The 20,713-nt window shown below is 68.3% G+C and carries 20 protein-coding genes; 9 read left to right on the top strand and 11 right to left on the bottom strand.

The annotated features are described in order from the left end of the window. The first annotated feature begins 118 nt into the window (after positions 1-118). A complete protein-coding gene (locus tag ACFE87_RS00500; protein ID WP_375457631.1) occupies positions 119-565 on the top strand; it encodes a hypothetical protein in 447 nt (148 codons plus the stop codon). Positions 566-573: 8 nt separating this feature from the next. Here the strand turns inward: ACFE87_RS00500 and ACFE87_RS00495 are convergent, their stop codons facing one another. Next, a complete protein-coding gene (locus ACFE87_RS00495; RefSeq protein ID WP_375457630.1) occupies positions 574-2,754 on the bottom strand; it encodes a primosomal protein N' in 2,181 nt (726 codons plus the stop codon). A gap of 63 nt (positions 2,755-2,817) precedes the next feature. Here ACFE87_RS00495 and ACFE87_RS00490 point away from each other — a divergent pair, with 63 nt between their 5' ends. Together ACFE87_RS00490 and croR are read left to right on the top strand one after the other, a co-directional pair. Further along, positions 2,818-4,014, top strand: coding sequence for a tyrosine recombinase XerC (locus ACFE87_RS00490; protein ID WP_375457629.1), 1,197 nt, complete (start codon positions 2,818-2,820; stop codon positions 4,012-4,014). A 101-nt stretch (positions 4,015-4,115) separates the two neighbouring features. Continuing rightward, positions 4,116-4,556, top strand: coding sequence for a 3-hydroxybutyryl-CoA dehydratase (gene croR / locus ACFE87_RS00485; RefSeq protein WP_375457628.1), 441 nt, complete (start codon positions 4,116-4,118; stop codon positions 4,554-4,556). A 1-nt stretch (position 4,557) separates the two neighbouring features. Here the strand turns inward: croR and ACFE87_RS00480 are convergent, their stop codons facing one another. The 4 genes from ACFE87_RS00480 to cueR form a co-directional block, all read right to left on the bottom strand. After that, positions 4,558-6,207 carry an AMP-binding protein gene (locus ACFE87_RS00480; RefSeq protein WP_375457627.1) on the bottom strand — a complete coding sequence of 550 codons (1,650 nt, stop codon included), beginning with the start codon at positions 6,205-6,207 and terminating at the stop codon, positions 4,558-4,560. A 91-nt stretch (positions 6,208-6,298) separates the two neighbouring features. After that, a complete protein-coding gene (rpmB, locus tag ACFE87_RS00475; RefSeq protein ID WP_375457626.1) occupies positions 6,299-6,583 on the bottom strand; it encodes a 50S ribosomal protein L28 in 285 nt (94 codons plus the stop codon). Positions 6,584-6,781: 198 nt separating this feature from the next. Next, positions 6,782-7,162 (bottom strand): MaoC/PaaZ C-terminal domain-containing protein, encoded by a 381-nt coding sequence (locus ACFE87_RS00470; protein WP_375457625.1) that lies wholly within the window; start codon positions 7,160-7,162, stop codon positions 6,782-6,784. 46 nt (positions 7,163-7,208) lie between these two features. Next, entirely contained in the window at positions 7,209-7,610 is a 402-nt protein-coding gene (gene cueR, locus ACFE87_RS00465; RefSeq protein WP_375457624.1) for a Cu(I)-responsive transcriptional regulator, read from the bottom strand. Between the two features lie 89 nt (positions 7,611-7,699). Between cueR and ACFE87_RS00460 the strand changes: the two genes are divergently transcribed. Continuing rightward, positions 7,700-10,069: a heavy metal translocating P-type ATPase gene (locus ACFE87_RS00460; RefSeq protein WP_375457623.1), complete on the top strand. Its 2,370-nt coding sequence runs from the start codon at positions 7,700-7,702 to the stop codon at positions 10,067-10,069. A 101-nt stretch (positions 10,070-10,170) separates the two neighbouring features. Further along, positions 10,171-11,733: an ABC transporter substrate-binding protein gene (locus tag ACFE87_RS00455; RefSeq protein ID WP_375457622.1), complete on the top strand. Its 1,563-nt coding sequence runs from the start codon at positions 10,171-10,173 to the stop codon at positions 11,731-11,733. Between the two features lie 186 nt (positions 11,734-11,919). On the opposite strand, the gene ACFE87_RS00450 is transcribed toward ACFE87_RS00455, so the two are convergent. Further along, on the bottom strand, positions 11,920-13,662 hold the full coding sequence (locus tag ACFE87_RS00450) for a lysine--tRNA ligase (RefSeq protein WP_375457621.1): 1,743 nt from the start codon (positions 13,660-13,662) through the stop codon (positions 11,920-11,922). 152 nt (positions 13,663-13,814) lie between these two features. On the opposite strand from ACFE87_RS00450, the gene ACFE87_RS00445 reads away from it, so the two are divergent. After that, positions 13,815-14,657, top strand: a complete 843-nt coding sequence (locus ACFE87_RS00445) for a hypothetical protein (protein WP_375457620.1) — start codon at positions 13,815-13,817, stop codon at positions 14,655-14,657. A 783-nt stretch (positions 14,658-15,440) separates the two neighbouring features. Here ACFE87_RS00445 and ACFE87_RS00440 read toward each other — a convergent pair. After that, a complete protein-coding gene (locus tag ACFE87_RS00440) occupies positions 15,441-15,671 on the bottom strand; it encodes a DUF6471 domain-containing protein (protein ID WP_375457619.1) in 231 nt (76 codons plus the stop codon). A gap of 106 nt (positions 15,672-15,777) precedes the next feature. Here ACFE87_RS00440 and ACFE87_RS00435 point away from each other — a divergent pair, with 106 nt between their 5' ends. Then, positions 15,778-16,743 carry an IS1595 family transposase gene (locus ACFE87_RS00435; RefSeq protein WP_375457618.1) on the top strand — a complete coding sequence of 322 codons (966 nt, stop codon included), beginning with the start codon at positions 15,778-15,780 and terminating at the stop codon, positions 16,741-16,743. A gap of 337 nt (positions 16,744-17,080) precedes the next feature. Here the strand turns inward: ACFE87_RS00435 and ACFE87_RS00430 are convergent, their stop codons facing one another. Both ACFE87_RS00430 and ACFE87_RS00425 read right to left on the bottom strand, forming a co-directional pair. After that, a complete protein-coding gene (locus ACFE87_RS00430) occupies positions 17,081-17,560 on the bottom strand; it encodes a Panacea domain-containing protein (protein ID WP_375457617.1) in 480 nt (159 codons plus the stop codon). 52 nt (positions 17,561-17,612) lie between these two features. Further along, entirely contained in the window at positions 17,613-18,050 is a 438-nt protein-coding gene (locus tag ACFE87_RS00425) for a hypothetical protein (RefSeq protein WP_375457616.1), read from the bottom strand. Positions 18,051-18,192: 142 nt separating this feature from the next. Between ACFE87_RS00425 and ACFE87_RS00420 the strand changes: the two genes are divergently transcribed. Beyond that, positions 18,193-19,239: a glycosyltransferase family 2 protein gene (locus tag ACFE87_RS00420; RefSeq protein ID WP_375457814.1), complete on the top strand. Its 1,047-nt coding sequence runs from the start codon at positions 18,193-18,195 to the stop codon at positions 19,237-19,239. Here the strand turns inward: ACFE87_RS00420 and ACFE87_RS00415 are convergent, their stop codons facing one another. Together ACFE87_RS00415 and ACFE87_RS00410 are read right to left on the bottom strand one after the other, a co-directional pair. After that, positions 19,240-19,833 (bottom strand): SCO family protein, encoded by a 594-nt coding sequence (locus tag ACFE87_RS00415; protein ID WP_375457615.1) that lies wholly within the window; start codon positions 19,831-19,833, stop codon positions 19,240-19,242. Between the two features lie 27 nt (positions 19,834-19,860). Next, a complete protein-coding gene (locus ACFE87_RS00410) occupies positions 19,861-20,049 on the bottom strand; it encodes a hypothetical protein (RefSeq protein WP_375457614.1) in 189 nt (62 codons plus the stop codon). Between the two features lie 260 nt (positions 20,050-20,309). Here ACFE87_RS00410 and rplU point away from each other — a divergent pair, with 260 nt between their 5' ends. Further along, the gene (gene rplU / locus ACFE87_RS00405; RefSeq protein WP_375457613.1) at positions 20,310-20,711 is read left to right on the top strand and encodes a 50S ribosomal protein L21; all 402 of its coding nucleotides are present in this window, start codon (positions 20,310-20,312) and stop codon (positions 20,709-20,711) included. The last annotated feature ends 2 nt before the right edge of the window (positions 20,712-20,713 follow it).

Raw genomic sequence — 20,713 nt, 5'->3', positions numbered from 1 at the left:
GGACCGGCCGTTCAGGCTGCCTGGATCGCTGCTCGGCGATCTCTCGTTGGCCCGATTCTTGTCATCACGGTCGCGACGGGTCAATCAGGGCGGCGTGGTGCGGGCCGGGAAGCCCGGGATGGGCGATCACGAAATGTCCAGGATCATCCTCGTTGCGGCTGTCGTCGTCGAACTCCTCGTCGGCGCCGACGCGCAGGCACAAGGCCGCGCGGAGGGCAGCTACCCGGCCGTCATCTCCTGCGACAAGCTCCCGTTCACGGCAGGCTCGGTCCGGGACCGGTTCGTCCTCGAGATCACCTCCGGAAAGGCGGCCTACAGCCGCAAGCTCACCTCCGCGGATGGCCCGGACGCGGCAGGCGGGACCGAGACGGGGACCGGCAGGCTCTCCGGCGGCCGCCTGTCCTTGTCCGGACGGGCCAAGACGAAGTCCGGCTCCTTCGAGGCGCGCTACATCGGCGAGGTGAGCGGAACGGGCGGTCTTCTCACCGGCATCCAGACCTGGACCTACCGGGGCCAGAGCTACCAGCGGCCCTGCCAGATTTCGGTCGGCGACGGCCGCGGCTGAGAGCGGCCTCACAGGAAACTCTGCGGGTCGACATCGACCTGGACGCGGACGGAGCCGCGCGGCTTCTCGGTCCGGATCAGCCATTCGCGCAGGAAATCCTGCAGCCTCACGTCCCGGGTCGTCTTGACGAGAAGGCGGAAGCGGTGCCGGCCCCGGATGAGCGCCAGCGGTGCCTCGGCCGGTCCGAGCACGGTCACCCCGGGCGGCGGGTCGGCCATGCGGGCGAGGGCGCGGCCGTGCTGTTCGGCGGAGGCCCGGTCGGTGGCCGAGACGATCAACGAGGCGAGGCGCCCGAAGGGCGGCAATCCGGCCGCCTCGCGGGCCGCCGTCTCTTCCCGGTAGAAGCGCTCGGCCTCGCCCGAGATCAGGGCGGCGATGACCGGGTGATCGGGCTGGTAGGTCTGCACCACCGCCCGCCCCGGTTTGGCGCCGCGCCCGGCCCGGCCGGTCACCTGCTGCAACAGCTGAAAGGTGCGCTCAGCGGCCCGCGGATCGCCGGAGGTCAGGCCGATATCGGCGTCGAGCACGCCGACGAGCGTCATGGAGGGAAAATTGTGGCCCTTGGCGACGAGCTGTGTGCCGATGACGATGTCGGCGTCGCCGGCCGCGACCGCGGCCAGTTCGGCCCGCAGCCGCTCCGTGCCGCCGGGAAAGTCGCTCGACAGGACGATGCGGCGCGAATCGGGAAACAGCGTCGCGACCTCCTCGGCGATGCGCTCGACGCCGGGTCCGCAGGGCACGAGCGAACCGACGGAGCCGCAGGCGACGCAACTCTCCGGAACCCGCTCGGCATGGCCGCAATGGTGGCAGACGAGCGACCGCCGGAAGCGATGCTCGACGAGCCAGGCCGAGCAGTTCGGGCACGAGGAACGATGCCCGCAGGAGCGGCAGAGCGTGAGGGGCGCGTAACCCCGCCGGTTCAGGAAGAGGAGGGCCTGCTCGCCCGCCGACGTCGTCGCCCGCAATTCCGCGACGAGGCTCTCCGAGAGGAAGCGTCCGGGAGGGGGCGGGTCGGCCCTAAGGTCGATCGGCCGGATGTCGGGCAGGCGCCGGCCGCCGAATCGCTCCGGCAGCGCGACCCGGCCGAAGCGCTTTCGCGCGACGTTGACCCGCGTCTCGATCGCGGGCGTCGCCGAGGCGAGGACCACGGGGCAGCCTTCCAGCCGCCCCCGAACGACCGCCATGTCGCGGGTGTGGTAGGTGACGCCGTCCTCCTGCTTGTAGGCGGATTCGTGCTCCTCATCGACGACGACGAGGCCGAGATCGCGGAAGGGCAGGAACAGCGCGGATCGGGCGCCGGCCACCGCGCGGACATCGCCCGAGGCGACGCCGGCCAGCACGCGCTCGCGCCTGCGACCCGACACGCCCGAGTGCCAGGCGGTCGGCTTCGTCCCGAACCGGGCCGAGAAGCGCTCCAGGAAGACGGAGGTCAGCGCGATCTCCGGCATCAGGATCAGCGCCTGCCGGCCGAGCCGCACGCATTCCGCCACGGCCTCGAAATAGACCTCGGTCTTCCCGGAGCCGGTGACGCCGTCCAGGAGGATCACGGGTGATGGTGCGCTCGTCGCCGGTGCCGCAGCCGTGGCAACGGCGGCGGCCAATGCGGCGGCCGCCGCGCGCTGATGCTCCGACAGGGCCGGGTGGGCGTAGCCGGGGTCGGGTCGTTCCGCGACCGGCTCCGGCCGCAGCGCCACCGTCTCGAGCGTGCCCTCGTCGACGAGCCCGTCGATGACCCCCACGCCGACGCCTGCCCGTTGCGCGAGGTCTCGCTTCGTGTGGACGAGCCCGCCCTCGGCAACCGCGAGCACCCGGGCCCGGGCCGGCGTCATGCGGGCGGGCGGCGGCCCGGCGAGCCTCACCCCGACCCGCGCCACCTCCGGCGCGTCGCCGGGCAACCGCAAAACGAGCGAGAGGGCGGAGCCCTTGGGGGCCAGCGTGTACCAGCTCAGCCAGTCGACGAGCCGGCGCAGGGCCGGGCTCAGCGGAGGGGCGTCGACCCGGCCCTCGACCTGTTTCAGGTTCGAGGCGCCGCCTAGCCGCAGCGACCACACCACCCCGACCCGCGACCGCGGCCCGAGCGGCACGGCGACGACGTCGCCCGGCGCGAGGACGATTCCCTCCGGAACCGCGTAGCTGTAGGTCTGGTCGAGCGCGAGCGGGATCAGGATCTCGGCGACCGTGGCGTCCATTGGCGAAGCTGTAACCCTGACGCGGCACGATCATGGACGAAACGGGAACATGATGGCGATCGAATGAGGACGCAACCGGCGAAGCGCGTGGTGCCGTCTCGCGGCGGTGGACAGACCAGACCCGGTCTGAAGGCCCGCACCGGAACCCTCTCCCCGGCGGGGAGAGGGCAGGGTGAGGGGGCTGCGCCCTCGCCGACGAAGCGCGCGCCCCCTCAACCGGGCGGCACTTCGCGCCTGCTCGCCTCTCCCCAACGGGGAGAGAACGACGCCTCGGCTGCTTCGACAGAACTACCGGCCGTTCCTCAGCTCGTCCCCGGGACCCCCGAGCTCCAGGATGCCGCTCGAGGCTGGCTCGGCTCGCTCGCGGACGAGCGGCGGCTGTCGCCGAAGACCGTTGAAGCCTATGGCCGCGATCTCCGGCAATTCACGGCCTTTCTCACCGGACATTTGGGCGAGAACCCGTCGCCCGAGCTGGTCGTCGGGCTGAAGCCGCTCGACATCCGGGCCTTCCTGGCCCAGCGGCGCCGCGACGGCGTCGAGAGCCGCTCGCTGATGCGCCAGCTCGCCGCCCTCCGCGGCTTCGCGCGCCACCTCGAACGGGAGGGCCACGGCACCGCGTCGGCCTTCGCGGCGATCCGCGGGCCGAAGCTCGCGAAGGGGCTGCCGAAGCCGGTTTCGCCGTCTGCCGCCCGCGCCATGGTTGACGACGCGACCCGCGCCGGGGAAGCGCGCGAGCCCTGGGTTTTGGCCCGCGACGCGGCCGTGCTGGCGCTCCTCTACGGAGCCGGCCTCCGCATCTCCGAGGCGCTCGGCATTTTGCGCGCCGACGCCCCGGTCGGCGACGAGGACAGCGTCCGTGTCCTCGGCAAGGGCGGGAAGACCCGCGCCACCCCGGTGATCCTGCCGGTCCGGCGCGCGCTGGAACATTATCTCGCGCTCTGCCCCTACCACCTGCCGGGGGATGGGCCGCTCTTCGTCGGCGAGAAGGGCGGCCCGCTCTCGCCGCGGATCATCCAGCTCGCGGTGGCGGGGCTCAGGGGAGCGCTCGGCCTGCCCGACACGGCGACGCCGCACGCGCTGCGCCATTCCTTCGCGACCCATCTTCTCGCCCGCGGCGGCGAGCTGCGGGCGATCCAGGAACTCCTCGGCCACGCCTCCCTGTCGACGACCCAGATCTACACGCAGGTGGACTCCTCGCGCCTTCTCGCGGCCTATGATGCCGCGCATCCCAGGGCACGAACGGTCATCCCGCCGCGGTAGCGGCCGGGGCTGACCGGCGCCGCGGTGGCGGGGAAACGGCGGAATAGGCCGGACGGCGCGGGAGCGCTGAGCATTCGATGGGCAATGGGGAGAGATCGGCCATGTTCCTGGAATTGCAGCTCCTCCATTTCGAAGACCTGACCCTCGGCCTGACCGAGATCCTCGAAAAGCGGATCGAATCCTCGGACGTCGTCGGCTTCGCCGAGGTGACGGGAGACCGGAACCCGATCCACCTGTCGGAGCATTTCGCCGCCAAGACGCCCTTCGGCGGCCGCATCGCGCACGGGCTCTACACGGCGAGCCTGATCTCGGCCGTGCTCGGGACGAGGCTACCGGGACCCGGTGCCGTCTATATTTCGCAGACGCTCAATTTTCGCGCGCCCGTCCGGATCGGGGACACGGTGCGGGTCGAGGTCAAGGTCGCGGAGCTGATGCCGGAGAAGCGGCGCGCCCGGCTTGCCTGCCTCTGTTCGGTCGGGGCCGAGACCGTGCTCGACGGCGAGGCCTGGGTGAAGGTGCCGAGCCGCGAACCGCGCGCCTAGCCTATCCCTCTGCCCGCAGGATGCGACGGATCACCTTGCCGGTGGTGGTGAGCGGCAACTCGGACCGGAAGGCGATCTCACGGGGGTATTCGTGCGCCGAGAGGCGCTCGCGCACGAAGGCCTGGATCTCCGCGGCGAGCGCGTCCGACGGCGCGTAGCCCGGCGCCGGCACGACGAAGGCTTTCACGATCTCGGTCCGCAGCGCGTCGGGCTTGCCGATGGCAGCGGCCAGCCGAACGGCGGGGTGGCGGAGAAGGCAATCCTCGATCTCGCCCGGCCCGATCCGGTAGCCCGAGGATGTGATGACGTCGTCGTCCCGGCCCACGAAGGAGATGTAGCCGTCGGGATCGATCGTGGCCTGGTCGCCCGTCAGCATCCAGTCGCCGATGAATTTCCGCTCCGTCGCGTCGGGATCGTTCCAATAGCCGAGGAACATCACGGGATCCGGGCGCGCGACCGCGATCTGGCCGAGTTCGCCCGGCTCGCAGGCCATACCGTCCGGCCGGATCACCCCGACCCTGTGGCCCGGGATCGCCTTCCCGGTTGCGCCCGGGCGATGGATGCCGAGGGTCGAGGCCGTGCCGATGACGAGGTTGCACTCGGTCTGCCCATAGGCCTCGTCCACGGTGACCCCGAGCGCCTCACGGCCCCAGGCGGCGGTCTCTGCCCCCAGCGCCTCGCCGGCGGAGCAGACCGAGCGCAGCCGAAAGCCGAAGGTTTCGCGAGGGCGCTGGACGGACCGCATCATCCGCAACGCCGTGGGCGGGATGAAGCCGTTCCGGATCTCGTGGTCGGCGAGGAGCCGGAAGGCGGCCTCGGGATCGAAGCGATCGAATTTGCGGGCGACCACCGGCACGCCCGAGCGCAGGCTCGGCAAGAGGGCGTTCAGGAGGCCGCCGGCCCAGGCCCAATCCGCCGGGGTCCAGAACCGATCTCTCGGCTGCGGGAACATCCCGTGCGGCAGCACGATGCCCGGCATGTGGCCGAGCAGCACGCGATGGGCGTGGAGCGCGCCCTTCGGCTGGCCGGTGGTGCCGGAGGTGTAGATCATCAGCGCCGGATCGTCGGCGGAGGTGTCGACGGCCGTGAAATCGGGCGAAGCCCGCTCCAGCGCCTCCCAAAATCCCTCGACGGGGCCGTCCGGGCCGTGGATCGACAGGATCGTCTCGAGCGCGGGCAGTTCGGCCCGGATCTGCGCCACCTTGGTGGCGCCGGTCGTGCCCGTGATCAGCGCGCGGGCGCCGGCATCTTGGAGGCGAAAGAGGAGGGCGTCGGTGCCGAACACCGAAGCCAGAGGCAGCGCGATCGCGCCGAGCTTGTAGATCGCGGCGTGCGCGACCGGCACTGCCGCACCCTGGAGCAGCAGCACGGCGACTCGGTCGCCCGGCACGATGCCTCGGGCGCGGAGCACGTGGGCGAGGCGGTTCGAGCGCTCCCGGAGCGCGCCGTGTGTGAGGATGTCGACGCGGCCGTCCGGCAGGATGTCGATCACGGCCGGGCGCTCGGGATCGATCGCGGCCCAGCGGTCGGCGACGTCGACGCCAATATTGTAGCGGTCAGGAATGTTCCAGCGGAAACCCGCGGCGAGCGCACCGTAGTCGTGCGTCTCTGGCAGGACGAAGCCTGGCGAGGGCACGGTTCCCTTCGTCATCCCGGCGACAGTCGGGATCCAGCCCGTCCGTCGCTTCTGGGCCCTGACTTGCGTCGGGGTGAGCGGAGATGCAGCCGTCTCAGATAGCGTGTCAGGCCGCCAGCTTCTCGCCAATCTCGCGCTTCAGGCGGCGCACCCGGATCGAGAGTTCGGTCTCGGAAGCCTTGGCCAGGAAGGCATCGAGCCCGCCTCGGTGCTCGACCGAGCGGAGGGCATGCGCCGTGATGCGGAGCCGCACCGAGCGGCCGAGCGCTTCCGACTGCAAAGTCACGTTGACGAGGTTCGGCATGAACCGGCACTTCGTCTTGTGGTTCGAGTGGCTGACGAGGTTGCCGACGAGCACGGCCTTGCCGGACAATTCGCAGCGACGGGACATGATGATCTTCCTGGTAGCGTGGCCGCAGGTTCGGGCGAGCCGGACGGCTCGCCGCGACCGGGCGTCGTGAGCGCGATCGTGAAGCGCCGGGCTATACGGGAGGGGAGGCTGCACCGTCAACAGCGGACGGCTCCGCGCGCCGGTACACGACGAGCTTCGGCGTGAAACTCTGCACCGTCTCGCCATGCTGGTTCACGGTCAGGAACCGCACCAGCATGGTCGCCCGGCCGGGCTGAGACCGGGACGGCGTGATGTCCAGGATCTCGCTCTCCACCGTGAGCGTGTCGCCCGGTCGGACCGTTTCGTCCAGAGTAGCTCGCCGCCGCTGCCGATGATGCCGCCCGCGATCGGGAAGCCATCCTCGACGATGAGCCGCATGGTGATCGCGGCCGTGTGCCAGCCGCTGGCGGCCAAGCCGCCGAAGAACGAACTCTTCGCCGCCTCCTCGTCGAGATGGAAGGGCTGCGGGTCGAACTCGCGGGCGAAGCGCTTGATGTCTTCCGTGGTGACGAGATGCCCTGCGCTCCGGAAACGCTGGCCGACGCCGAGATCGTCGAGATCGAGCTTGCGGTCGGCCATGCGAGGTCCTCCTCGCGGTGCTCTTATGGCCTTGCTCAGCGCGCCGCTACCCGGAGGCGACGTCCCCGGCGAGCCCCCGCAGGATAGGGCATTCGGGCCGGGCATTGCCCTGGCAGGCGTCGGCGAGGTGATGCAGCGTGTCGGCCATCTCACGCATCCGGGCGATCCGCTCTTCGAGTTCCGCCACGTGCCCGAGGGCGATCTGCTTCACCTCGGCGCTGGACCGGTCCCGGTCGCTCCAGAGCCGGAGCAGGGCCCGGATCTGGTCCATGCCGAAGCCGAGGTCGCGGGCACGGCGGACGAATTGCAGCCGGTGGACGTCGGCCGGGCTGTAATCCCGGTAAGTGTTGCCACGCCGGCCGGCCGGCGGCACGAGCCCGATCGCCTCGTAATGCCGGATCATCTTGGCCGAGACGCCCGATGCCGCCGCCACGTCGCCGATCCGCATGATCTCCTCCGAACGTGTTGACCTTGCCATGATGGGAAGGTGCAGGACACGCTGCAAGAGCTGATGCTCGGCGACGGAAGCGGCATGTCATGATCCATCTCAAGACGGCAAAGCGGCCGTCCGATCCCTCCTGCTGCAGCGGTCACGCGCATGACCACGCGCCGGTGGCGGCGGTGGATCCGGTCTGCGGCATGACGGTGGACCCTGCGACGGCGACGCATCGCGCAGATCACAGCGGCGAAGAATTCCTGTTCTGCTCCGCCGGTTGCCGGACGAAGTTCGTGGCTGATCCAGGCCGTTACCTCGGCGATACCGAAGCGGCGCCCGCTGCCCCGGTTCCGGACGGCACCGTCTTCACCTGCCCGATGCATCCGGAGGTCCGGCAGGTCGGGCCGGGCTCCTGCCCGCTCTGCGGCATGGCGCTCGAGCCGGACACCGTCACAGCGGAATCCGGACCGAACCACGAACTTTTGGATTTCACGCGCCGGTTCACGGTCGGGCTCGCGCTGACGCTGCCGTTGGTCGCCCTCGAGATGGGCCGGCACCTCCTCGGCCTCCGGCACGGGCTGCCGCAACAGAGCGTGAACTGGCTCGGCCTCGCGCTCGCAACTCCGGTCGTCTTCTGGATCGGCTGGCCCTTCCTGGCTCGCGGCGCCCGTTCCCTCGCGACCCGCCACCTCAACATGTTCACGCTGATCGCGATCGGGACCGCGGCCGCCTGGCTCTACAGCGTGGTCGCGACGGTCGCACCGGGCCTGTTCCCGCCTGCGATGCGCGACCATCACGGGGCCGTCCCGACCTTCTTCGAGGCGGCCTGCGTGATCACCGTGCTGGTGCTCCTCGGACAGATCCTGGAATTGAGGGCCCGCGATTCCACCTCCGCCGCGATCCGGGCGCTGCTCGACCTCTCGCCCAGATCCGCGCGCCGGATCGCCGACGACGGCCGGGAGGAGGACGTGGCGCTCGACACGGTCCAGGTCGGCGACCGTCTGCGGGTTCGGCCCGGCGAGGCGGTTCCGGTGGACGGGATCGTGGTCGAGGGGCTTTCGGCGGTCGACGAATCGATGGTCAGCGGCGAGGCGATGCCCGTCCCGAAGGAGGTCGGGGCGACCGTGATCGGCGCGACCGTGAACGGGTCCGGCGCGCTCGTGATCCGGGCGGAGCGGGTCGGCCGCGACACGATGCTCGCCCGGATCGTCCGGATGGTGTCCGAGGCGCAGCGCTCGCGCGCGCCGATCCAGCGCCTGGCGGACCGCGTCTCCGGCCTCTTCGTGCCGGCCGTTCTTGGCATCGCCCTTCTGACCTTCGCGGCCTGGATCGTGCTCGGGCCCGAGCCGCGCCTGGCTCACGCCTTGGCGGCGGCGGTCGCCGTCCTGATCATCGCCTGCCCCTGCGCGCTCGGGCTTGCGACCCCGATGTCGATCACCGTCGGGATCGGCCGCGGCGCCGGGGTCGGCATCCTGATCCGCGATGCCGAGGCCTTGGAGCGGCTGGAGCGGGTCGACACGCTCCTCGTCGACAAGACAGGGACCCTCACCGAGGGGCGGCCCGACGTGACCCGCATCGTCGCTGCACCGGGCTTCGAAGAGGCAGGACTGCTTCGGCTCGCCGCGGCCGTGGAGCGGGCGAGCGAGCATCCGCTTGCGGACGCTATCGTGCGGGCCGCGGAGGTGCGGGGTCTTGCGCAACCGCCTGTCGCCGATTTCGACTCGCCGACCGGGCGCGGCGCCTCCGGCACGGTCGAGGGCCAGCGGATTCGGCTCGGCAACGCCGCCTGGCTCGCTGAGGAGGGCGTCGATGTCGGGGCGTTCGGCCCGAAGGCGGAGGTGCTCGCGGCCGAGGGCGCGAGCGTGATCTTCGTTGCCATCGGCGACCGGCCGGCCGGGATGATGGCGATCGCCGACCCGATCCGACCCTCGGCTCGGGACGCCCTCGACGCGCTCGCAGGGGAGGGGATCCGGGTCGTGATGGTGACGGGCGACGCCCGGACGACGGCCGAGGCCGTGGCGCGGCGGCTCGGGATCGACGGGGTGGAGGCGGGCGTGCGGCCGGACGGCAAGGCGGCGCTCGTCGAGCGCTACCGCCGGGAGGGCCGCGTGGTCGCGATGGCCGGCGACGGCATCAACGACGCGCCCGCGCTCGCCGCCGCCGATGTCGGGATCGCGATGGGGACCGGAACCGACGTCGCCATCGCGAGCGCCGGCATCACGCTGCTGGGCGGCGATCTCGGCCGGATCGCGACGGCGCGGCGCCTGTCCCGCGCTACCATGCGCAACATCCGCCAGAACCTCGCCTTCGCCTTCCTGTACAACGCGCTCGGCGTGCCGGTGGCGGCGGGGTTGCTCTACCCGGTCTTCGGCCTTCTCCTCTCGCCCATGATCGCGGCGGCCGCGATGGCGCTCTCCTCCGTCTCGGTGATCGGAAACGCGCTCCGGCTGCGGGCCGTCGCTCTCGACTGATGCGGGCGCTCGCGCCGGATCGCCCCGGGCCCATGACCCGCGGGGTCTTGGCTCCGCCAGGGGATCGCGCGTAACCTGCGCCGGAGACCAGGGAGGTCACCATGCGCCGCCGCACGTTTCTCACCGGAGCGACAGCGCTGCTGGCCGCGCCCGCCATCGCCCAGCGTACACCGGTGCTGCGCTTCGTGCCGCAGGCGAACCTGACCTCGCTCGACCCGATCTGGACCACGGCGACCGTCACGAGCAATCACGGCTATTACGTCTACGACGCCCTCTATGCGGCCGGCGCGGATCTGAAGCCGCGCCCTCAGATGGCCGAGGGCCATCAGGTTTCGGACGACGGGCGGGTCTGGACGATCCGGCTGCGGGACGGGCTCACCTTCCACGACGGCACGCCGGTGCTCAGCCGGGACTGCGCCGCGAGCCTGCAGCGCTGGAGCAAGCGCGATCCGTTCGGGCAGCTCCTCGACAAGGTCCTCGACCGCTACGAGACCCCGGACGACCGCACCCTCGTGATCCGGCTGACGCGGCCCTTCCCGCTCCTCCTCGAGGCGATCGGGAAGCCCGACGCCAACGTCGCCTGGATCATGCCCGAGCGGATCGCCCGGACCGATCCCTACCGGGCGATCACCGAGGTGGTCGGCTCCGGCCCCTACCGGTTCCTGGCGAACGAGTATGTGTCCGGCGCGCGCTCGGCCTACGCGAAATTCGATGGCTATCGGCCGCGCCAGGAACCGGTCGACTGGGGAGCCGGCGGCAAGATCGCGCATTACCCTCGGGTCGAGTGGACCGTGATGACCGATCCGGCGACCGCGTCTGCGGCGCTCCGGAACGGCGAGGTCGATTGGTGGGAACAGCCGCTCGCCGACCTTCTGCCGAGCCTCGCCAAGGCCGGGATCACGCTGCAGGTCGACCAGCCGGGCGGACGACACGCCTTCGCCCGCGTCAACCACCTCCACCCGCCGTTCAACGACCGCAAGGCGCGCCAGGCCTTCATGATGGCCGTGAATCAGGAAGACTACATGCGGGCCGCCCAGGGCGACGACACGAGCCTCTGGGCCGTGTGCCGCAGCCCCTATTCCTGCGGCACTCCGTATGCGCGCGATTACGGGAAATCGGCCATGCGGGGCGATTTCGAGGCGGCGAAGCGCCTCCTCGGCGAATCCGGCTACCGGGGCGAGACGACGGTCGTGATCAACCCGACCGACTTCCCGTCGATCGGCCCGCTCGGCCAGGTCACGGCCGACCTGCTGACCAAGATCGGCTTCAAGGTCGATCTTCGCGAGAGCAATTGGGGGAGCGTGGTGCAGCGCCGCACCAGTCGCGAGCCGGTCGAGAAGGGCGGCTGGAGCGTCTTCCACTCCTTCGGCAGCGCCTCGACCTACGCGACCCCGGCCATCTCTACGCTCGTGCGTCAGCAGGGCAAGGATGCCTGGTTCGGCTGGCCGGACGACCCGAAAGCCGAGGCCATGGTCCAGGACTGGCTCGCCGCGCCGGACGAGGCAGGCCGGGGACGCATCGCCGAGGCGATCGGGCAGGCCGCGATGGAGGATGTCGCCACGATCCCGGTCGGCCAGTTCTTTATCAAGACGGCCTTCCGGAAGAGCATCACGGGCGTGCTGCAGGGGATCGCACCGTATCCGTACAACGTGAGGCCGGCTTAGGGGCGGGACGCGACCCGCGCGGGATCAACCCCCGTCATTCCGGGGCTCGCGAAGCGAGAACCCGGAACCCACGGCGCGCACGCCCGTGACCGTTTCCCAATCCTGGCCCTTCCGTGGGTTCCGGATCTGCGGAGCAGCGCTTGGCGCTGCACCGCGTCCGGAACGACGGGTGGGTGCCTCGCCGTCCTACGCCGCCCGCCGCTCCAGAAAGGCCCCGTGCTCGCGCACGAGGTCGCCGGCAAGCGCCTTCCGGACCAGCGCACGCGTCTCCGCCACGCCGTAGAGCGCGACGAAGGAGCCGAAGCGGGGTCCGCGCGCCTCGCCGAACAGCACGTTGTAGATCGAGGCAAACCAGGTCTGCGACACGCCGGTACGTCCGTCCGGGCTCTTCGACTTGCCTGACGTGTCCGGGAAGTGCTTGCGGCCGACCTCGTAGACGATCGCCTGCAAGCCGTCGGCATCCGTCGAGCCCTCGTGTCCGGCGAGCGCGGCCTCGAGTTCCGCAAGGGCGGCCTGCTCGGCCGCGTTCGGGTCGCGGTAGGTCTTCGCCGGCCGCCGGAACTCCCCGTAATAGCTCACCGCATGCCGGACGAGGCGGTCCAGCACCGGATGGGTCTCGGGCGAGACATTGGGTGCATAGCGCCGGATGAAGGCCCAAAGGACCGCTGGATCTTCCGTGTTGGCGACCGCGACGAGATTCAGCAGCATCGAGAAGGACAGCGTGGTCGCGTTCTCCGCGCCCGAGCCGACGAGTTCCGGCGCCGGCGGGTCGCCCGCGTGGATGTGCCAGACCGCGTTTCCGAGGCGGTTCTTTGCATCCTGGTTCGGGAAGCGCGCGAGAAAGCCGAGATACTCGTCGACGGCGCGCGGTATCACGTCGAAATGCAGCTTCTTCGCCTCGCGCGGCCGGTTGTACATGAAGAGCGCCAGGCTCTCGGGCGTGCCATAGCGAAGCCACTCGTCGATCGTGAGCCCGTTGCCCTTCGACTTCGAGATCTTGCGACCCTCCTCGTCGAGGAAAAGCTCGTAGTTGAATCCCTCGGGCGGCTCGGCCCCGAGCGCGCGCGTGATCTGCGACGAGAGCTTCACGGAATCGATCAGGTCCTTGCCGGCCATTTCGTAATCGACGCCGAGCGCGACCCAGCGCATGGCCCAATCGGCCTTCCACTGGCACTTCACGGCACCGCCCGTGACGCTGGTCCAGACGAGTTCGTCCGTCTCGGGGTCGCGATAGGCGATACGCCCGCCGTCTACGTCTCGCTCCTCGGTCGGGACCTGGAGCACGATCCCGGTCCGGGCGCTGATCGGCAGGAAGGGCGAATAGGTCGCCCGCCGCTCGGGTCCGAGCGTCGGCAGGATGATTTCCATGACCTCGTCGTAGGCGCGCAGCATCTTGAGCAAGGTCGGGTCGAAACGGCCGGAGGCGTAATAGTCGCTCGCCGACGCGAATTCGTAGTCGAAGCCGAACCGGTCGAGAAAGGCGCGGAGGCGCGCGTTGTTCGCGGCCCCGAATGACGGATGCTCGTTCGAGAACGGGTCCGGGATGCGGGACAGCGGCTTGCCCAGGTGGCTCGCCATCATCGCCTGGTTCGGGACGTTGTCCGGCACTTTCCGGAGCCCGTCCATGTCGTCCGAGAAGGCGACGAGCCGGGTCGGGATCCGGTCCTCGGTCAGGACTCGAAAGGCGTGCCGGACCATCGAGGTCCGGGCGACCTCGCCGAAGGTGCCGATATGCGGCAGGCCCGAGGGGCCGTAGCCCGTCTCGAACAGGACGTGGTCCTTCCCGCTCCGCTCGAGCCGGGCCACGAGCTTGCGGGCTTCCTCGAACGGCCAGGCTCCCGCGCTGCGGGCCGCCTCCGTCAGGCTCGGGATCTCCGCAAGGCTCGGCGCCTCCGAAGGGCCGGTCTCGGTCGGTGACATGGTGCTCATCCGGTCACGGCGATCGGTGCCGCCCGGCTGCATACCGCCGGCCTTCCTGGGCGCGCAACACGGACCCCTCCTGGCGGGGCAGCTCTCAGCCGTTCGTCTGGCTATCGGACACGCTAGCGTTGCGCTTGGCTATACAAGACGGGACCAGGATCGTGTCGGCGCCACCACCTCAACACGGTCGAGCGAGGGACGACGGCGACCACTGGCCGCCGGAACTCGCGATCCTCGCCGGGCAGGGTTTTGCGCCGGACCTCCTGCGGCGGGCCGCGCTGCTGGCGGAGCGCTGGGGCGTCACCGGAGACGAGGCGCTGATCGCCTCGGGCCTCGCCCAGGCCGACATGGTGTACAGGGCGCTCGCCGCGGCGATGAGGATGCCCTATCTGGCGGAGCCTTTCGCGGTCCATCCGCTGGCCCGCTTTCCCGAGGCCGTGCTCGGCGGGATCGTGCCGCTGGCCGAGGGGCAGCCGGCGACCTTCGCCTATGCGCCCCGGGGCACCGCCTTCGCCGCGTTTGCGAGAGCAGCGCCGGGCCGCTTAGCCGGCCTGGCGATCTGCACGCCGGAGCGTCTTCGCACGGCGCTGTTCCAGGCGAGGTCGGTCGCGATCGCGCGCTCGGCCGCCGAGAGCCTTCCCCGCCTGCGGCCCGACGAGAGCTTCTACGACGGCGTGACGCCGATCCAGCTCGTCTGGATGACCGGCGGCGCGATCGCGATCTCGTTCGCGGCATTCGCGGTGGGCGGCGGCCTCCGCCAGGCCTTGGCGATGCTGATGAGCCTGCCTTTCCTCGGCCTCACCGCGATCAAGCTCGCGGCCGCCCTGGAGAGGGTGCAGCCGCCGGATTCCCGGATCCCGGGCCGGATCTCCGATCGCGATCTTCCGGTCTATACCTTGCTGGTGCCACTCTTCCGCGAGAGCCGGGTCCTCGCGCGTTTGGTCGGCGCGCTCGCTACGCTCGACTACCCGGCCTTATGGAGCAAATGCACCAAGGGGTGCTGAGCGCCGAAGTCCGGGTAGGAGACACCCGGTGACAGACAAAGCGACTCCACATGTCCCAGCATGCGAGGCATGTTGCAGCCATGCTCGCACCCCGTCCATCCTACCTAGCCAGTTTGGCTTTCGCCATGCTCGGCGCATTTTGTCTAGCGACACTCAGGGCGATCTTCGACGTAACCGTTCAGGATTATTGGAAGGATACGGTCTCCCCGTTCTTACAAGCGCACGTCGGGCCATGGAGCACGACCATGCTTGAGTGGATCGGTCCCTACTGGGCGGGCGTCCTGTCTGCCTTTGTCTTAATGTTTGCTATTGAGATCATCTTCGCGTGGCGCCGCAGGAAGCGCGGCGGACAAGCGTCCGAACCCGAGGTAAAGATTGATCGGCACGCCTTAGCAGATGAGGCGGAAGATTTGAGCGCTAAGATTCTTGCGCTCCACGCACAGTTTGAAGGGCGACGCCGTGCTACATTTATAGCTGACGCTCGTAGCCCTCACAGCGACGGGTCGGCGTTTAGTGATGTAGATGGGATGGAACTACAGAGATATGCAGAGCTTTACGCTACATCCGTTACGCGCGTCGTTCGGCTTTCGCGTAAGTGTATATCCGTCAACGAGGATGAATACCACTGGCTTACACGGCGTATATCGGGCAGAGAAATTGGAGATATTTCGCTAAAACTTGGTAATTTGGCTGTTGAGCTTCGATACTCTCAGCCAGATATACCTGGTTACTCCCCGTTTAAGGAAGCGCAGATCAGGAGAGCAGCAGAGGAGCTGGCAGTCACTAACCAATTCGAAGATTCTCGACCTCAATCGCCCGAAGACACTGAATTAGAAACACGGCCGTAAATTTGCCGCGCGCGAGCTTGTTTCGGATGTTCGGCTCGGTTTCCTTCACGCCAACGGCCGCCAGCTTGTCGACGAGCTGGCCGTAGGTCACGCCCTTCCGTTTCAACTCGGCTTTCAGGAGACCCTTCACCCGGCTGTCCCAGGCTTCCTCGACGTTCTCTGACACAGCGCAATCACCCCCGTTCGATTGTCACCATATGCGATGCGTTTGTCATTGACAACGATACGTCTATGCCATCATATCCGATGCAGACGTATCGGAGACGATGGCAATGGCCGCTCACTTCCTTCTCAGCGCCGCTTCCCGCACCCTCCGCCTTGCAGACATCTACAAGGGCGGGGAGGAAGCCGCTCGGGCCACGTTCGCCCGGCTCCGCTGGCCGGCGACGGACGGCAAGCCCGTATGTCCCCGCTGCGGTGGCCTGAACGCCTATGACATCCCGACCCGTCGCCGCTTCAAGTGCCGGGCTTGCGGCCACCAATTCAGCGTGACCTCGGGGACCATCTTCGCGTCCCGCAAGCTGGCTTTCACGGACCTGTGCGCGGCGATCTGCATCGTCGTGAATGCGGTGAAGGGCCTCTCGGCCTGCCAACTCTCCCGTGACCTCTGCGTCCAGTACAAGACGGCCTTCGTGCTCGCTCACAAGGTCCGCGAGGCCATGGCTTCCGAGACGATAGGCATGGAACTGGACGGCGAAGTCGAGATGGACGGAGCCTACTTCGGCGGCGTGGTGCGGCCTGAGAACCGCGTAGAGGATCGGAAGGACCGCCGATTGAAGGCGAACCTCTCAGATCAGCGCCGGGTCGTGGTGGCCTTGCGCGAGCGCATGGGCCGCACCCTGACGTTCGTGACAAAGCGGGAAGCCGAAGGCGTCGATCTCGCCCGCCGCTTCGTTGCCCCCGGTACGAAGGTCTATGCCGACGAAGCCGCCCATTGGGATGAGCTTCACGCGATCTTCCCCGAGGCCGGTCGCATCAACCACTCGGAAGCCTACTCGGCAGACGGGGCGAACACGAACCAAGCCGAGTCCTACTTCTCCCGTCTTCGCCGTATGGTGGACGGCCAGCACCATCACGTTTCGGCACGTTATCTCGCGCAGTACGCGCACGAAGCGGCTTGGAAAGAGGACCATCGTCGGGAGCCGAACGGGGCGCTGTTTTCACGGGCGCTCCGGCTGGCGCTCGCGGCTCCGATTAGCCGCGCTTGGAAGGGATACTGGCAGCGGGTCTCAATCTAGGTACCGCCGCGCGCCCTGGACGACTACGGCGCCTAGGGCGCCGCTGAATAGTAGCGTGTGTAGCTCCTTTTGCTGCTCGGCCGTCAACCAGTTCCACGGCGTTGCTACATGCAATGCATACACCAGAATACCGGTCAAAAACAAAATGAACGCGAATGTCACCGTCGCAGGTAAACACCAACCCAATACTTTGTGGACTTTGAGTCGATTATCTTTCTTAAGAGATTCGATCTCATCAAGAGTTGCAAACTTATTGTTCTCCGCAGTGGCTGATTGATCAGCCTGCCATGGTCGGTCAGCCGCCCAACCCTCAGGTGGGGCCGGGACAATTCCAGGCTCATCTGCCTCCACGTTCTTTTGCCAACTGCTTGTAGTGGGCCGCTATGATGTTGTCAGGAACATCAATACCGAACGTATTTGGCTCGTATACCTCTGCCCATGGTGTTCCTGGCATATGCGTTAGATTAGAAAGCTGGACTCCGTTGTACTTTCCATACTTCGCGTGCACATCTTTTATGAGCGCCCTGTCATCATCGGAAATTGCCGCGCCGAACGACCAAATGCCCTCATTCAATTCTTCGGTTATCCCGGACGAACCGAACTTCTTTATCTTCTGATATAGGTCAGGAATGACAGGCCCATACTTCCAAGCCTCGACTGTATCGCTCAAGAGTGCCCTATCGCGAAGCGCGAGGGACCATCCATGAGCAATATAGACGAGCTTCATCAACTGAAGAGGCGTCAGGCTTCGGGCCGGCTCGCTTTCGCGCGCCAGTCGCAAAAATTCGTTCGCAACTTTGATGGCGCTGTACGGCATGGCCCCTCCGCGCCGATATAGCTTTTGTAGAGGCTTCCCGCAACGTGTCGCGCTATGAAGGCGAGCCGGCGCTCCAAATCCTCACCCCGCCCCGTTTACCCGGCGAGGTAACTTTCCCCCTCTGCCACTGCATCGTGAGCGCCTGGACCAGTCGGTAGGCCAGTGCCTTCCGCAGAGGCACGTCGTCGGCGTTCCAGCCCTTCGCGGCAACGAGGGCAATGGCGATCTCCCGCGTCGTGAGCGGCCTGCCTGCGGCCTCTAGAGCGGCTTTGGCGAGCGTCCACATCTCCCCGCGTCGGAATAGCCTGTTCAAGTCCATGTGGACCGGGAACTGGACCGGCTCGTCGCCTTGTTCGTAGAGTTGGATGACGGCTGAGACGTGAGAGAGGGCGATCTGTGCCGCCTTCACCTGGACGTCCAGCAAGGCCAGTTGCTTCTCCAGGTTCACCCGCTTGGCCCGAAGCGTGTTCAGAATCTGAGGATCGGACATGGCCCACAATGGCATTATGCCAAGTGACACACCCGGCCGCTGGGCATCATACCAGTTGACCGATGCCATCGTCTGCGATACGTTTGGTGCAGTTGATACATAAGGCCGCGACTACCCGGCAGCCAAGCTCGACGGAAAGCTCCTGATCGAGGAGGGCGACCGGGAGACGGCCGACGCCCTCGCGGCGCTTCAACTGCCGCCTTTCCTGGAGGTGGTCGTCGTTCCGCCCGGCCAGCCGCGGACGAAGCCGCGGGCGCTGAATGTCGGGCTCGCGATGGCGCGGGGGCGCTACCTCGTCGTCTACGACGCCGAGGACGTGCCCGATCCCGGCCAGCTCCGGGACGCCGTCGCGATGTTCGCCGCTGCCGAACCGGACGTGGCGTGCCTCCAGGCCCGGCTCGTCATCGACAACATCGACGACAGCCATCTCACCCGCTTCTTCACCGTCGAGTATGGCGCCCTCTTCGACGTCGTGAACCCGGCCCTGCCTCGCTTCGACCTTCCGATGCCGCTCGGCGGCACCTCGAACCATCTCCGGGTCGACGTGCTTCGTGGCCTCGGAGGCTGGGACCCCTGGAACGTCACCGAGGACGCGGACCTGTCGATCCGGCTCGCGATGGCAGGGCACCGGATCGGCGATCTCCCGTCGTCGACACAGGAGGAGGCGCCCTCGACGGTGGGGGCCTGGATGGGGCAGCGGACGCGCTGGATGAAAGGTCTTGCGCAGGTCACGATCACCCATTCGCGACGCCCGATCCGCAATCTCGGTCGGCTCGGGCCGACCCGGCTCTTCGGGGCCGCAGCGCTCATCTTCGGGGCGCTCGCCTCCGCGATCGTCTACCCGATCTTCACAGGTCTCGTCGTCCTGGCGATCGCGGCCGGCGACATCATGGGAGGCGACAGCCTCGCCGACACCGTCGCGACGGCGTCAGCCTTCATCCTTCTCTGCGCCGGGCTGCTCGCGATGACGGTTCCGGGATTCGTCGCCATCCGCCGACGCCGCTGGGGGTGGCGGCTCTGGCCCTACGCGGCGCTGATGCCCTTCTACTACCTCCTGGTCAGCCTGGCGGCCTGGCGCTCGCTCTGGGAGCTCGCACGCGATCCCGACCGCTGGAACAAGACCGAGCACGGCCTCGCACGCACGTCGCGGGCGGAGACGGGACCGTCTGGGCCACGGCCCCGGCCCTGATCAGAGCCGGGCGAGAAGGTCTTTCGCGGCCTCGGCCGGCGGGCGCTCGACGTTGAAGGAGCCGACGAAGCGGCCCTCCTTGTCCATCAGGTAGACGAGCGTGGTGTGCTCCATGGTGTAGTCGCCGTCCTTCAACGGCATCTTCCTGGCGTAGGCCCGGTAGGATTTCACGACGGCATCGACCTCGTCCCGTCCGCCCGTGAGACCGACGATGCGAGGGTCGAAGCTCGCCACGTAGTTCTTCATCACCTCCGGCGTGTCCCGCTCGGGATCGACCGTGATGAACAGGGCCCGGATCGCCGGACCGCGTCCGGCCATGGACCGGAAGATCTCGGACAGCTCGAAGAGCTTGGTCGGGCAGACGTCCGGGCAATGCGTGAAGCCGAAGAAGACGAGATGCGGGGCGCCCTTGAGCTCGCGCTCCGTCACGGTCCGGCCATTGCCGTCGACGAGCCGGAACGGACCGCCGACGGTCGAGGCCGCGGCGATCCGGGGCGAGGGGGCGAGGGTCAGGTAGGCCGCTACGAGCAGGGCCGCCAGGCCGACCAGGAAGGCCGCGATCGGGGCCGCGAGGCGGCGCGCGCGAGGGCTCATCGTGTCATCCCGGATGATGGACGAAGGTCAGAAGCACCAGGCGAGGGCGGCCGTGACCATGCTGCCGAAGATCGCATCTCCATGCTTCCACCACATCAGGCCGCCTGCCGCGACGAGGCACAGGGCCGCGCCTCCGGCCAGGAAAAACGCGACGCGATGATCGCCGGCTCGGGCGTCATCGGGATCCGAAACGGCGGTGTCGCCCTCGACCTGCATGGATTGGGCACCTTGCGACAGGTCTCCTCAATGTAGGACGGACAGCCGCCGGTTCAAAGCAGGTCCGCCGTCTGGCCAGGAGGGGCGTTTGTCGTTGACCTGCCGTCCTCCCTCCCGTATCAGCACCGGTCTCGCGTGGGTGGACAACCCGCGCGTTCGTCGTTTGGGCGCAAAGCGCCCGGACATCCCGCAACAGCTGCCAAGAAGCCGAACCGGTTCGGGCGCGAGCCCGGCGAGTTCGGATGAACACGGAGAGAACGATGTTCGCAGTGATCAAGACGGGCGGGAAGCAGTTCCGCGTTGCCGCCGGAGACGTCATCACCATCGCCAAGCTCGAAGGCGAGGCCGGATCGGCCGTGACCTTCGACGAGGTCCTCATGCTGACGCGCGAGGGCGGCGTGGATGTCGGGGCGCCCAGCGTCGCCGGCGCGGTCGTCACGGGCGAGCTCGTGGCCCAGGGCCGCGGCCCGAAGGTGATCGCCTTCAAGAAGCGCCGCCGCAAGAATTCGCGTCGCAAGCGCGGCCACCGCCAGGACCACACGCTGGTCCGGATCGGCATGATCTCGCTGAACGGCGAGACCTTGGCCGAGGCGCCGGCCGAGACGCGTCGCAGCAGCCCCGTGGCGGAATCCGATCTGGCCGAATCGGCCGCGGTCGAGTAAGT

Source organism: uncultured Enterovirga sp. (genome assembly GCF_964242715.1).
GTDB lineage: Bacteria > Pseudomonadota > Alphaproteobacteria > Rhizobiales > Beijerinckiaceae > Enterovirga.
The sequence above is the reverse complement of the archived record's forward strand: the minus strand, read 5'-3'. Positions and strand labels throughout refer to the sequence as shown.